We start from the raw sequence: 12,210 nt of genomic DNA, 5'->3' as shown, positions 1-12,210 counted from the left end.
ATGAACCGCATCTTCACAATGTTGTTCGCCATGGCCTTCTGCATCTTCGCCCTCGCGGGCGGGGTGGCCACGGCGTACCTCGTGGGCGGGCTGGTGGAAGAGCACCTGTTCACGGGCGCCAGCCGCCTGACGAACATCCTCTTCCTGATGCTCACCTTCGTGATGATCATCGCCACGCTCCTCACGCTCGCCGAGCGCAAGTGGAGCGCGTTCATGCAGGACCGCGTGGGCCCCAACCGCGCGCGTCTGGCCATCCCGGGCCTGGGCAACCGCTCCCTGGGCGGCATCCCGCACATCATCACCGACGTGCTGAAGATGCTGACCAAGGAGGACTTCGTCCCCGGCACGGCGAACAAGTTCCTCTTCAACCTGGGCCCCGTCCTCGCGTTCGCGCCGGTGTTCGCGCTGTTCGCGGTGGTGCCCGCCGGCCCGTCCGTGACGGTGTTCGGCAAGCACGTGGACATGGTCGTCGCCACGCCGGACTTCGGCATGCTGTACGTGCTCGCCATCGCGTCGCTCGCGGTCTACGGCACGTCGCTGGCCGGCTGGTCCTCCAACAACAAGTTCGCCCTGCTGGGCGGCGTGCGCGCCTCCGCGCAGATGATCTCCTACGAAGTGGCGCTGGGCCTGGCGCTGGTGGGCCTGTTCCTGGCGTTCTCCTCCGTGCAGATGCCCGCGCTGGTGGGTGACGTGGGCAACGCGCTGGTCGCCGGCACCGGGCAGGCGCGCTACCTGTGGCGCTCCGACGGCGCGTTCGACCTGGGGCTGCCCGCGTGGGGCATCTTCATCCAGCCGCTGGGCTTCATCGCATTCTTCGTGGCGTCCTTCGCGGAGACCAAGCGCGCGCCGTTCGACGCGCCCGAAGGCGAGTCCGAAATCATCGGCTACTTCGTGGAGTACTCCGGCATGAAGTTCGGCATGTTCATGATCTCCGAGTTCATGGAGGTCGTGGTGCTGGCCGGTGTGACGACGGCGCTGTTCTTCGGCGGTCACCACCTGCCCTTCGGCGGTGAGTGGCTGGCGGCGCAGCCCCTGATGCAGGAGCACGGCTGGCTGTACGGCACCATCCTGGGCACGGTGTTCTGGATCAAGGTCGTGCTGCTCATCTGGGTGCAGCTGGTCATCCGCTGGACCTTCCCGCGCTTCCGCTACGACCAGATCCAGAACCTGGGCTGGAAGATCCTCCTGCCGGCGGGCCTCGCGAACGTGTTCATTAGCGGAGCGCTGGTGCTGTGGGATCCGTCCCTGCGCATGCTGGGCATCGTGGGCCTGCTGGAGATCGGCTTCGTCGTGGCCCTGACGATGTCCAAGGGGACCAAGGCGGCGGGCGCGCACGACACGGCGCACGGCCATGGGCACGACGCCCACGGGCTGCCGGCGGCTGGCGGGCACGGCCTGCCGGCGCACGCGGACCCCCACTCCCATTCCCCGGCGGGCGCGCACTAGCGGCGTTCCGTCCGGCACAGCCCTTCGCCGGAAGCGAGACAAGACACCATGGCGTTCAATGCTTCCCAGGACCCGCGCACGGACATCCGCGAGCGGATGTACATCCCGGAGCTGCTGCGCGGTCTGGCCATCACGACCAAGCACTTCTTCCGCAACATGTTCGGCACGCGCGACCCGAACCCCCAGGTTCAGGACCGCACGGGCATGAACCTGATGACGACGGTGGAGTACCCGGAAGAGAAGCCCATCTACCCGGAGGGCTACCGCGGCCTGCACCGGCTGGTTCCGCGCGACGACGGCAAGCCGCGCTGCGTGGCCTGCTACATGTGCGCGACCATCTGCCCGGCGCAGTGCATCTACATCGAGGCGGGTGAGTACGAGACGACGGACGCCGACTCGGAGTCGGCCGTCATCGAGAAGTACCCGACCCAGTTCGTCATCGACGAGCTGCGCTGCATCGTGTGTGGCCTGTGCGTGGAGGCGTGCCCGAAGGACGCCATCCGCATGGACACGTACATGCACACGCCGTCCGAGTACAACCGGCAGAACTTCGTCTACGACATCCCCAAGCTGCTCAAGGGGCCGGCCGTCTCGCACCCGTCGGATCCGTGGAACAAGCGCGACAGCTCCTCGGAGCCGCACCACGTCCACAAGGAAGCGCACACGCGCATCGGCGAGGGCCTGGTGGAGCTGAAGACGCCGCACTCGCTGGGCGGTGGCCACGGCCACGGCGGTGGTCACGGCCACGGCAAGGCGCTGCCTTCGGGTGGGCAGGCGGTGGTGACGCAGCAGGGTCCCATCCAGGTGACGAAGTTCCTCAAGTAGCGTCTGGCAGCACCCTACGGGGCGGGTTGTCCTCTTCCGCCCCTTCGCACGCATCCCGGCCCGCCTCCTTCCTCTTGTTCATGGAAGGGCGGGCCGCCGCCGTTTCAGGGGGCATGTGGTGACGCTGAAGCTCTTCAATGCACGTGGTGCCAACCAGGCGCGTCGGGTCCTCCGATGAAGCGCTACCGGATGTCCGTGTGCAAGGGTTCCAGCTGCCGCGAGGCCGGCTCGGACGCGGTGCACGTGGCGGCGCGCGAGGCGCTTGCGGCGCGGGGACTCCAGACGCGCTGCGAGCTGTACCGGGGCGGCTGCTACGGCTTCTGCCACATGGGGCCCAACGTGGTGGTGCGCGAGGACACGGGCCGCAAACGCGACCCGCTGTCGCCGGAGGACTACCAGCTCATGGGGTGGCCCGGTGAGGTGTACTACTCCGGCATGACGGCGGAGAAGATGCTCCGCGTGGTGGGCGAGCACATCCAGGACGACGCTCCGGTGAAGGAGCTGTTCGGCCAGCCGGACTCCGGCGACGACGACTAACCGCCGTCGGAGCTGCGCCGGCGCCAGCGGATGACGCCGTCCCAGTCCGCGGGCGGCGGCGTCAGGATGTAGCCCTGGCAGCGCTGGATGTAGACGCGGGCCACCGCGTCGCCGTGCTCCACCGTGCAGCGGCGGAACAGCTCCTGGGCCACCAGGAAGTCGCGCGCGTAGTAGGCGGTGAGGGCCTTCTCGTACAGGGCCATGCCGGCCTGCTTCTCCGGGGAGAACTCGCCCTTGCGCCCCAGCAGCTCGTGCACGCGCACGGGCTGCTCGCGGTTGCGCACGAGCACGCGGTCCACCTCGCGGAAGACGTACGCGTCGCTGGCGAGCTGCGCGGTGGCTTCTCCCACCAGCACCTGGGTGCCGTACTGCTTGTTCGCGCCCTCCAGCCGGCCGGCCATGCCCACCGCGTCCCCCATGACGGTGTAGTGGGACTTGAGCTCGCTGCCCATGTCGCCCACCAGCAGGTCGCCCGTGTCGATGCCGGCGCGCACCCACAGCCGGTGACCGAACTGCTTCTCCCAGACGGGCTGGCGCTGCGCGAGCACGGCCTGGAGCTTGAGCGCCGCTTCACAGGCCAGGTGCGCGTGGCGGTCCGTGCGCACGGGCGCGCCCCAGAAGGCCATCACCGAGTCGCCAATGTACTTGTCCACCTGCCCCGCCGTGGCGCGCACCACGGAGGTCATCTCCGTGAGGAAGGTGTTGAGCAGGGGCACCAGTTGTTCGGGCGGGAGGACCTCCGACAGACGGGTGAAGCCCTCGATGTCGCAGAGGTACACCGTCATCTTGCGGCGCTCCGGCCGCATCAGGCTCACGTCGCGCGCGACGAGCCGCGCCACGTCCGGGCTCACGTAGCGGCCCAGCGCGCTGTGCACGAAGTCGCGCACGTCCTGTTCGGTGCGGAAGGCGTAGACGGTCGTCACCAGGAACGCGAGCCCCATGGACCCCAGCGGACCCGCCACGGCGATCCACAGCCGCTCGTTGACGAAGAACCAGCCCGCGCCCGCGACGTAGCCCGCGCCCGCGGCCAGCACCACGCTGACGAAGAGGAAGGCGCCCCACACCGAGCGCAAGAGCCAGCTGAACGACAGCGCCAGGAACGCGCCGATGAACGCGAGTCCCATCGTGGCCACCATGTCCACGCGGGGCGGTGCTCGGACGATGCCGTCCGACGCGAGGATGTTGGCGAGCGCCTGCCCCAGGATGGCGCCGTTGGCGATGCCGGGGCCAATGGGCGTCACCCGCCGCTCCGGCGCGTAGCTGCTGGTGTTGGTGAGGATGACGGCGCGGCCGTCCAGGTCGTGGTCGAACCGGGCGGGACGCTCCGCCTGGATGTCGAAGAGGTTCAGCAGCACGTTCCACGCGCGGATGGAGCGGGCCAGCGGCCCCCGGGCGCCCCGGGTGGCGGACGGGGCCTCCCAGCGCAGCAGGCTGTAGCCGGACGCGTCCATGGGCACGGAGTACGTGTCCCCGATGAAGAGGCGCCCGTCGGCGTACCGCAGCTTCTGCGTGCCCGCGAGGCGCATGGCGGCGGCCAGCGGCAGGGAGGGCAGCACGTAGCGCTCGCCGCCGCGCGGGCTGTACGCGACCAGGTGGGGCACGCCGCGCACCACGCCGTCAGGGTCCGCGGGCAGCGTGGTGGCGCCGTAGCCGCTGGAGGTGCCCAGCAGCGGCGTCACCGGGTGCTGGAGCTGACGCACCTCCAGGAGCTTCTCCGGATCCAACCCCGCCACCTGCACGGAGGCAAGCGCGAGGAACAGGTCCGACGGCGCCACGCGGAAGGCATCGTCCGCGGCGCGGCGCTCCTGGATGGACGCGGCGCCAGAGCCCAGCTGTTCGCCCAGGCTGCGGCCCTCGCCCTCGTCGGCGACGCCGGCCCACACCTCCAGGCCCTTGCCGGCGGGGATGAGGAAGGCGGGACGCTGCAGGGCGAGCACGGACTGGGCCCGCACCCGGGCCTCGGTGGGGCCGGGGTAGCTGCCCAGGCGGACGCGGTAGGGCCACAGGCGGCCGGTGGGCGGCAGGCTGCGGGTGCCCTCCGCGCCCCAGCGGAAGGCGAGCACGGAGTGGCCCGGGTCCTGGTCCAGGAGGGCCCGGAGCGCATCGTCGTCCTGGGACAGGGCGCCCCGGCCGGTGCGGGTGGGGGTGACGCAGGCGCGCGGGCTGAGCTCCGGGTAGGCGAAGTCCAGCATCACCACGGAGGCGCCCTCCTCCACCAGCCGGTGCACCATGCCGCCCATCACCTGGCGCGGCCACGGGTACGCGGCGATGTCGGCGCGGGGGCCCTGCTGGGCCTCCGCGAGGGTGTCATCGTCGATGGAGACGAGCACCACGCGGTCGGAGCGCTCGGAGCGCTCGCCCAGTTGGCGGATGCGCCAGTCGTAGAAGACGCGCTCGCCGCTGTCGATCCACCCGGACAGCATCTCCACGAAGCCCGAGGGCGACAGCAGGGGCGCGGGCGTGTCGTCCGGGCGCACCGGGCGCGAGACGCGTTGGGACACGAGCAGGCCCAGCAGGCAGCCGAACACGGCCGCCTGGACGAGCGAGAAGCCGAGTCGGTGGAGGAAGCGGCGGCCGGAGGAGTGGATGCGGAGGCGTTGCACGGGCGGTGCACAGGATAGCGCGTTGGGGCCGAGCGCCTATGGGACATACGCGCGGTATGGTTGGCTGCCGCATCACCTCGCCCGAGCCCCGTCCGAAAGAGCCGCCCATGAAACGCCTGCTTCTGTCCGCCGCCGCCGTCGTGTCCCTGCTGTCCCCCCTCGCCTGTGACTTGGAGAAGACGGGCAACCAGCTCTCCGCGGACCACGTGATGGTGGGCACGCTGCTGGCCACGCCGCAGGTGGACGTGTCCGCCACCGCGATGGCGGGCTACGACGCGGGGACCTTCGGGGACGGGGGCATGGACGTGGTGTCCTTCCCCGCGCAGACGGCGGCCTTCATGTTCTTCGGGACGAAGTCCGGCGCGAACGCGCAGCCCGAGGGCGTCAGCGGGGCCACCGTGGTGCTCCAGCCCGTGGGCACGACGACGCCCGTCACGCTCAACGGCCAGGGGGGTGGCAGCTACGGCGTGACGAGCGACTCCACCGACGCGCTGACGTACGCGTCGGGGGCCACGTATGCCTTCACGGCCGACAAGGACAACGTGCGGTACGTGGGGCAGGTGGAGAACTCGCCCCCGAAGGAGGCCATCGCGGCGCTGCACCCGCCGGAGGGCTTCGTGCGGCTCAACGCGAACACGGCGTTCGGCTTCGACCGTCCGGCGCCGCCCGCGAACACCGACCGCACGCTGGGCTTCGTCACGGTGGTGCCGTTGAGCGCCAACGGAGAGAAGGGCACGGCCACGTACTCCAACGTGCCCACGTCGCCGGTGGAGTTCCTCCAACTGGCGGCGGTGCCGGCCACCTTCCGGGAGGCGCGGGTGACGATTCCGGGCACCGCGTTCCCGAACCCCAAGCAGACGTACCTGGTCATCTTCCAGGCCGTGCGCATGGGCGGCGCGGAGTCCGACAACCTCTTCCTGGGCAGCGTGCTGCTGGCGGGCACCGCGGAAGTGGGCATCGCCCGGACGAACTGAAGCGTCCGCTACCCGGCCTCGATGTCCAGGCCGATGCGCCCCTCCAGCTTGAGGCGCAGCAGGTGGCCCGCGAAGCGCTCCGCCTCCTCGCGGGTGAGGATGCTGCGGAAGTCCGGGCCCTCCGCGATTTCAACCTCCATCACGGCGCCGCGCTGGAGGAGGCGGAAGAAGTCCTCCCCTCCTCCGGGTCGCGACACCCGCAGGGGCACGAAGCCCTTGAGGGGCAGGACCTCCGTGCTGGCGTCAATGACGCGCAGCAGCCCCTGGGCATCCGGGCGCACGCCGTCCTCGGGGATGGACTCCTCCGGGTAGAGCGGCGCGGGCGCCAGTGACAGGTCCTCGGTGGAGTCGTCGAAGAGGAAGCCGTAGCGGGAGGGCACCCGCTGCGTGAGCAGGTAGCAGAGCAGGACGGCTTCATCCGGCGGCACGCGCGCGACGTGGAGGATGGAGCGCTCCGCCCCCACGCGGCGCAGGAGCAGCGTGAGGTGCGGCTGGAGGCTTCCGAGCGAGCGGCGGACCCGGTCCAGGAGCGTGGCGCGCACCTCCGTGAAGGCGGCCTGGTAGCGGGCCTCGCTCTCCGCCTCGCGCTGGAGCACGGCGTCGCGCGCCTTCGCGAGCTTGGATTCCGCGTCGCGGAGGAAGTCACCGGCGGCGCCCTGCGGCTGGAGGCCCGGGACGGCATTGCCACCTGCGTCCATGCCGGCCGCGCGCACCGCGCCCAGGAGGAAGGTGCCCTGCTGCGCGAGCCGCGCCTGCTCCTCACGGAAGTGGACCACCGCCGCCGCGTGGTCGCGCTTCAGCTCCGCCCAGGCTTCGTAGGTGGACTCCAGCGTCTCCAGCGCACGGAGCTGGCCCAGCGCGGACTCCGGACCGGAGGCCGTCCCGTTCCACGGAGCCTCCGCGCTGCGGGCGGGCAGCGTCGCGCCTTCCGCCTCGGAGGGAGGCTCCCGCACGATGGGCACATCCACGGGCGTGTCATGGCGCAGGCTGCGGCCCGGCGCGACCGGGGAGGCCGCCGTACCCGATGGCGGGGTCTGCTTCGTCCGTCGATTCTTCGCCGCGCTCACGGTGCGTGCTCCTGGTGCGAAGGCATGCCCCGTCGAAACGGGACATGACCGCGCATCCTAGGCCATCCGCTTCCCCACCCGCCGGAAACACGAAAGCCCCTCCCCGTTCGCACGGGAAGAGGCTTCGTGTGGAATCCACCGCCGACCTGGAATCAGGTCGTCCGCGAACCCGGCGGCACCGTGGAGCCCGCGCCCTGCTGCGTGTCCGTGCCGCGCGCGCTGTTGATGGCGCCCGCGAGCTTGTCCTGGCCACCCTGCAGCTTGGTGCGCAGGTCGCCGCGCAGCTGCGTGCCCGGCTTGTCCGCCAGCAGCAGGCCCACGCCCACGCCCACCAGCAGGCCGGCGGCGAAGATGCCCAGCGCGGGCAGCGTCGTCTCCGCGGTGGTGCGGCGGGTCTCCAGACCCACGAGGTCCAGCAGGTCGTCGCGGTCCAGCTTCTTCAAGTCCTTCAGGCTCAGCATGTCCGACTCCGGGGAGGGAGACTTCAGTGGGAAAACAAAGGCGTGCGGCGCGGATGAAACCTAGACGCTGCCCGACGGCGGCGAGCCGCGGCCCGTCTGATAGCCCTGGAAGGCCGACTCGGCCATCCCGACCAGCTCATCCTTCACGAAGGGCAGCGCGGCCAGCCGCACGCCCAGCTTCAGGATGCGCGCCGTCAGCGGCGTGAAGAGCCCGCCGCCCAGCACGTAGCCCACGCCCGCGGCGATGGCCAGGGTGCCGTAGGGGTTGCGCTCCACGCGCCCCTTCAGGTCCAGCGACTGTCCCAGGTCCGCCACCGCGCTGCGCGCGTTGTCGATGAACTGCTGCGCGTCCGAACCCAGCTGATCCACCCGCTGGCCGAAGCCCGCGTCGTCAGCGTGTTCCGCCGCGCTGCCATTGCCCGTCGTGCCCGAATACGTCGTCATGGTCGTGCTCCCTTCCTGCGCCCCCGGAGGGACGGTCAGCGCGAGGCGATCCGGCCCACGAGGAAACCCACCGCGATGGCGCCCAGCAGGCACGTGCCGGGGTTCGCCCGGATGAAGCCCACCACCTGACGGTTCAGGTCCACCAGGTTCTGCCGCGCCTCATCCACCTGAGGCATCACCTGATCCTGAAGCTGCCGAGCCCGGTCCGACATCTGCTGCGGATTGATTTCCATGGAAGCCCTCTGCGTGTGCGTTCGTTCTCGATACGACCCAAAGCTGTTCATCACCGGCCGCCCGCGCTTGCTTCAGCGCCGCGAGCCCACCAGGTAGCCCACGAGGAAGGCGGTCCCCACGCACGCGTAGGGATGACGCCGCACCCACTGGCGCCAGTCGGTGGCCACGGCCACCTCCTCGCGCAGCGCGCTCACCGACGTGGCCAGGTCGGCCCGGGTGCGCTCGATCTCCTCGCGCAGCGCCGCGCTCGTGCGCGGCAGTTGTCCATTGCTAGCGGCCATCCCGCGACTCCTTGAAGACCTTGTCCGTCGTGTCCTTGAGCGTGTTCACCCCAGGCGTCGCCGCGTCCCGCGGCCGTGCCGTGGTGAGCGCCGCCATGCTGCGCGACAGCTCGCTCGCGCTGTCATCCATCATCTGCCGGGACTTCATGCGGCTCACCGCGCGGAAGATGCCGAAGCAGCCTCCGACGAGGTTCACCCCGCCCACCAGCGCCAGCGCTCCCGCCCACCCCAGCCAGGTGGCCAGGAAGGCCGCCAGCGCGCCGCAGACGAACGCGTAGCCCACGAGGAGGAAGGGCACGAACACGGCGATGCTCGCCACGTCCAGGCCCACCGCCTTCGCGTCCTCCGCGATCTCCAGCCGCGCCAACTGCAGGTGCTGCGTCACCAGCCGACTGAAGCCGTCCGCCATGCGCCCGACGAGCGCGGCCACGCCGCGATCCGTCTGTTCACTGCCCACGTGCATGCGCTCTCCGGCCGACGCTCACGTCCTGTGCGCGTGGGCGCCAACCTAGGCACCCCTCTCCGCCGCGACAACCACATCCCGGCGAAACTGTCCGGCGTTCGCAAGCGTCGGCCACTCAACGCGAGAAACCTCCGGACCCCAACACCCTAGCCGATAGCGCCGTCCCGGCGCTGGCCTACCCGATGAGCTGCACCGGCGGCGCCACGGGCGGCTGCACCGCGATGGGCGCCTCGAAGCGCATGACCAGGGGCAGGTGGTCGGAGGCCACCCGGCTGAGCGGCGAGCGGTGCGGCGTCACCGACACCGGCCGCACCCCCGAGTCCACGTAGATGCGGTCCAACCGGAACAGCGGCAGCCGCGTGGGGTAGGTGCGCGCGGCGGCGCCCAGCTCGAACGCGGCGTCGTGGATGGCCTCCCGCACCAGCGACGACACCGGCCCGTTGCCCCACGAATTGAAGTCCCCGCACACCACCATCGGGTCCTTGCGCGCCGCGTCCCGGAGCAGGTCGGCGGACAGGAGCAGCGATTCCTGCCGCCGCCGCTCGCTCACCGACAGGCCCAGGTGGAGGCAGAAGACGTGGAGCTGCTTGCCTCCGCCCAGGTCCAGGTCGCACCGCAGCGCCCCCCGGGGCTCGCGCCCCGTCACGCTGAGGTCGTAGTTCTTCGACTTGAGCACCGGCAGCCGGCTGAGGATGGCGTTGCCGTAGCGGCGCCCGTTGCGGACCACGTTGGGCCCGAAGGCCATGTGCAGGCCCAGCATCTCCGCCAGGTGTTCGGGCTGGTCCTCCCGGGACGTCTTGCCCCGGAAGTCCCCCACCTCCTGGAGGGCGATGATGTCCGCGTTCACTTCACGCAACACCGCGCCCACGCGGGACAGGTCGAAGTGCCCGTCCACCCCGATGCCGCTGTGGATGTTGTACGAGACGAGTGTCAGCTCCACGCGTCGCTCACCCTCCCCTTCGGGTTCAGGCCGGGATGATCCGGCGGGCCGCCAGTCGCACCGCTTCCAGGGGCAGCGTCGCCAGCCGCTGCGCCGCCGACGCCACGTCGCTCACGCCAGTCTGGATGGCCTTCAGTTGACGGCGCGCCTCGTCGACAAGGTCCGTCAGCTGGCCCTGCGAAGACAACTGCTCCTTCGTGGTCGGCAGGGCCCCGATGGGCGCCGTCGTCCCGATGACGGGCGCCGCGGCCGCCTTGGCCCTCTTCGCGCGCGCCGGCTGGGCGTGGCTGAACTTGGCATCGGCCTCCGGACGGGCCAGTTCCTCCAACTGGAGCGCCATCTTGCGCGCCATGAGGATCTCTTCCGTCTGGGCGTGGCTCTTGCCGTAGTGGAGGCCTTCCGCGTCGTCCACCATCACGTGCGAGGACTGGGCAAGCTGCTCCTTGTCACGCTGACGCAGGCCGCGCTTCTGCACGGGCAGCGTCTTGGGAACCTGGAAGTGGTCGAAGCTGTAGGAGCGAGGCATGTGCGCTCTCCTTTTCGAAATCGATGCGCTGCGTTGATGGAGAGAAGCTAGGGAGCCCACCGTCGTCCGTAACGGCTTGACATCGCGGATCGGACACGGCTGCCTGCCGCTCGTCCGGCCGAGAACACGGATTCGCCTCCCAGGGCACGCAAGTACCGACAATGGCACGCATTCTTCGCCTGCTTCCGGGGCGTCCGACCGGGCGTCAACCAGCAGACCTCCAGGCGGGCCCTTCTGGCCGACGCGGCGGGCAACCAACACCTCCGACGCCGGTCCGGGAAGGTTCCGCGCGCGCGTGGTGTAAAGAACGGCCCATGCCCGCCCGGAATCATTCCGCGTCCCGTCTCCTCGTCCTCACCCTGCTCGCTTCCGGGCCCTCGGCGCTCGCCGCCGCCTCGCCCGCCTCTTCTCCCGCCGGGGTGGCGGGGACCGTGACGGGCGCCGCGCCCACGCCCTCCCCCCCGGGCACCCGCGCTCCGGGCGCGCCCACGCCGGGCGCCGTCGTCCAGGGCGAAATGGCGCCCCTGCGGGTGAAGCCCGACAGCCTCGGGCCCGTGCTGGACAGGCCCCTGCTGTCGCTCCAGCCGTCGAGCGCGAAGCCGGGAGACCCGGTGGTGGTGACCGTGCGCGGCGCGGCCGGGCTTCCCACGGGGACGCTCGGGGGCCGGCCGCTGCGCTTCTTCGCGTGGCGCGAAGGGCACCTCGCCCTCACCAGCCTCCCGGTGGAGCTGCCCCCCGGCACGCAGGTCGTGGACGTGATGGCCCCCGGCAAGGGGCTGCCGGTGGCGCTGTCCGGCGCGCTGGAGGTGCTCGCCCCGGGCTACCGCGAGCGCGAGCTGCGCGTGGCCAGCAAGTACGTGTCGCCGCCCAAGGCGGTGAAGGCGCGCATGGAGGCGGACCGCAAGGCGTTCGCCGCGGCGTTCGCGCAGCCGTTCCGCGAGCCGCTGTTCGGACAGAACTTCGCGTGGCCGCGCCAGGACGTGGTGACGGCGCCCTTCGGCGACCGCCGCTCGTTCAACGGCAAGCTGCAGAGCCAGCACTTCGGCGTGGACCTGGACGGGGACCCGGGCGCGCCGGTGGTCGCCGCCAACGACGGCACGGTGGTGATGGCGCGCGACAACTACGCCTCCGGCAACACCGTGCTCGTGCACCACGGCGCGGGGCTCTTCACCGCGTACTTCCACCTGTCGCGCATCGACGTGAAGGACGGCGCGCAGGTGAAGCAGGGCGACGGGCTGGGGCTCGTGGGCAGCACCGGCCGCGTCACCGGCCCCCACCTCCACTGGGGTGTGAAGGCGGATGACCGGTGGGTGGATGGCCAGACGCTGCTCAAGCTGGACTTCTTCGGCGCGCAGGAGACGCCGGGCGTGGCGGTCAGCTCCCCCGAGCTGGCCAACCCCTAGCGGCCG

General features: G+C 70.9%; 14 protein-coding genes. 5 read left to right on the top strand and 9 right to left on the bottom strand.

Going from position 1 to position 12,210, the window contains the following annotated elements:
* The 3 genes from D7Y13_RS04980 (at position 1) to D7Y13_RS04970 (ending at position 2,808) form a co-directional block, all read left to right on the top strand.
* Positions 1–1,446: a complex I subunit 1/NuoH family protein gene (locus tag D7Y13_RS04980; RefSeq protein WP_120583019.1), complete on the top strand. Its 1,446-nt coding sequence runs from the start codon at positions 1–3 to the stop codon at positions 1,444–1,446.
* Between the two features lie 48 nt (positions 1,447–1,494).
* The gene (locus tag D7Y13_RS04975; protein WP_120532070.1) at positions 1,495–2,271 is read left to right on the top strand and encodes a NuoI/complex I 23 kDa subunit family protein; all 777 of its coding nucleotides are present in this window, start codon (positions 1,495–1,497) and stop codon (positions 2,269–2,271) included.
* A gap of 174 nt (positions 2,272–2,445) precedes the next feature.
* Positions 2,446–2,808 (top strand): (2Fe-2S) ferredoxin domain-containing protein, encoded by a 363-nt coding sequence (locus D7Y13_RS04970; RefSeq protein WP_120583020.1) that lies wholly within the window; start codon positions 2,446–2,448, stop codon positions 2,806–2,808.
* Here the strand turns inward: D7Y13_RS04970 and D7Y13_RS04965 are convergent.
* On the bottom strand, positions 2,805–5,411 hold the full coding sequence (locus D7Y13_RS04965; RefSeq protein ID WP_233595408.1) for an adenylate/guanylate cyclase domain-containing protein: 2,607 nt from the start codon (positions 5,409–5,411) through the stop codon (positions 2,805–2,807). The genes D7Y13_RS04970 and D7Y13_RS04965 overlap by 4 nt on opposite strands.
* Before the next feature lie 107 nt (positions 5,412–5,518).
* On the opposite strand from D7Y13_RS04965, the gene D7Y13_RS04960 reads away from it, so the two are divergent.
* Positions 5,519–6,385, top strand: a complete 867-nt coding sequence (locus D7Y13_RS04960) for a hypothetical protein (protein WP_199732719.1) — start codon at positions 5,519–5,521, stop codon at positions 6,383–6,385.
* Positions 6,386–6,393: 8 nt separating this feature from the next.
* On the opposite strand, the gene D7Y13_RS04955 is transcribed toward D7Y13_RS04960, so the two are convergent.
* The 8 genes from D7Y13_RS04955 to D7Y13_RS04920 form a co-directional block, all read right to left on the bottom strand.
* Entirely contained in the window at positions 6,394–7,302 is a 909-nt protein-coding gene (locus tag D7Y13_RS04955; RefSeq protein WP_120532089.1) for a hypothetical protein, read from the bottom strand.
* Between the two features lie 302 nt (positions 7,303–7,604).
* A complete protein-coding gene (locus D7Y13_RS04950; RefSeq protein ID WP_120532068.1) occupies positions 7,605–7,913 on the bottom strand; it encodes a YtxH domain-containing protein in 309 nt (102 codons plus the stop codon).
* A gap of 60 nt (positions 7,914–7,973) precedes the next feature.
* A complete protein-coding gene (locus D7Y13_RS04945; RefSeq protein ID WP_120583021.1) occupies positions 7,974–8,357 on the bottom strand; it encodes a hypothetical protein in 384 nt (127 codons plus the stop codon).
* A 35-nt stretch (positions 8,358–8,392) separates the two neighbouring features.
* Positions 8,393–8,590: a hypothetical protein gene (locus D7Y13_RS04940; protein WP_120532066.1), complete on the bottom strand. Its 198-nt coding sequence runs from the start codon at positions 8,588–8,590 to the stop codon at positions 8,393–8,395.
* A 72-nt stretch (positions 8,591–8,662) separates the two neighbouring features.
* Positions 8,663–8,872: a DUF3618 domain-containing protein gene (locus D7Y13_RS04935; RefSeq protein WP_120532065.1), complete on the bottom strand. Its 210-nt coding sequence runs from the start codon at positions 8,870–8,872 to the stop codon at positions 8,663–8,665.
* Positions 8,862–9,335 (bottom strand): phage holin family protein, encoded by a 474-nt coding sequence (locus D7Y13_RS04930; protein ID WP_120532064.1) that lies wholly within the window; start codon positions 9,333–9,335, stop codon positions 8,862–8,864. Before D7Y13_RS04930 ends, D7Y13_RS04935 begins: the two co-directional genes overlap by 11 nt.
* Positions 9,336–9,510: 175 nt before the next feature.
* Positions 9,511–10,275: an endonuclease/exonuclease/phosphatase family protein gene (locus D7Y13_RS04925; RefSeq protein ID WP_120532063.1), complete on the bottom strand. Its 765-nt coding sequence runs from the start codon at positions 10,273–10,275 to the stop codon at positions 9,511–9,513.
* A 25-nt stretch (positions 10,276–10,300) separates the two neighbouring features.
* Positions 10,301–10,801 carry a hypothetical protein gene (locus D7Y13_RS04920; protein ID WP_120532062.1) on the bottom strand — a complete coding sequence of 167 codons (501 nt, stop codon included), beginning with the start codon at positions 10,799–10,801 and terminating at the stop codon, positions 10,301–10,303.
* 314 nt (positions 10,802–11,115) lie between these two features.
* On the opposite strand from D7Y13_RS04920, the gene D7Y13_RS04915 reads away from it, so the two are divergent.
* A complete protein-coding gene (locus D7Y13_RS04915; protein WP_370450719.1) occupies positions 11,116–12,204 on the top strand; it encodes a M23 family metallopeptidase in 1,089 nt (362 codons plus the stop codon).
* Positions 12,205–12,210 lie beyond the last annotated feature (6 nt).

Origin of the sequence: Corallococcus praedator, from assembly GCF_003612125.1 — a bacterium.
Taxonomy (GTDB): domain Bacteria; phylum Myxococcota; class Myxococcia; order Myxococcales; family Myxococcaceae; genus Corallococcus; species Corallococcus praedator.
Note: the sequence above shows the minus strand (reverse complement) of the source record. Positions and strands in the feature narration are given on the sequence as shown.

Excerpts from the sequence above, each read along its gene's own strand:
- D7Y13_RS04980 (WP_120583019.1), top strand. The coding sequence starts at position 1 with ATGAACCGCATCTTCACAATGTTGTTCGCCATGGCCTTCTGCATCTTC.
- D7Y13_RS04975 (WP_120532070.1), top strand. The coding sequence starts at position 1,495 with ATGGCGTTCAATGCTTCCCAGGACCCGCGCACGGACATCCGCGAGCGG.
- D7Y13_RS04970 (WP_120583020.1), top strand. The coding sequence starts at position 2,446 with ATGAAGCGCTACCGGATGTCCGTGTGCAAGGGTTCCAGCTGCCGCGAG.
- D7Y13_RS04960 (WP_199732719.1), top strand. The coding sequence starts at position 5,519 with ATGAAACGCCTGCTTCTGTCCGCCGCCGCCGTCGTGTCCCTGCTGTCC.
- D7Y13_RS04950 (WP_120532068.1), bottom strand. The coding sequence starts at position 7,913 with ATGCTGAGCCTGAAGGACTTGAAGAAGCTGGACCGCGACGACCTGCTG.
- D7Y13_RS04945 (WP_120583021.1), bottom strand. The coding sequence starts at position 8,357 with ATGACGACGTATTCGGGCACGACGGGCAATGGCAGCGCGGCGGAACAC.
- D7Y13_RS04940 (WP_120532066.1), bottom strand. The coding sequence starts at position 8,590 with ATGGAAATCAATCCGCAGCAGATGTCGGACCGGGCTCGGCAGCTTCAG.
- D7Y13_RS04935 (WP_120532065.1), bottom strand. The coding sequence starts at position 8,872 with ATGGCCGCTAGCAATGGACAACTGCCGCGCACGAGCGCGGCGCTGCGC.
- D7Y13_RS04930 (WP_120532064.1), bottom strand. The coding sequence starts at position 9,335 with ATGCACGTGGGCAGTGAACAGACGGATCGCGGCGTGGCCGCGCTCGTC.
- D7Y13_RS04920 (WP_120532062.1), bottom strand. The coding sequence starts at position 10,801 with ATGCCTCGCTCCTACAGCTTCGACCACTTCCAGGTTCCCAAGACGCTG.
- D7Y13_RS04915 (WP_370450719.1), top strand. The coding sequence starts at position 11,116 with ATGCCCGCCCGGAATCATTCCGCGTCCCGTCTCCTCGTCCTCACCCTG.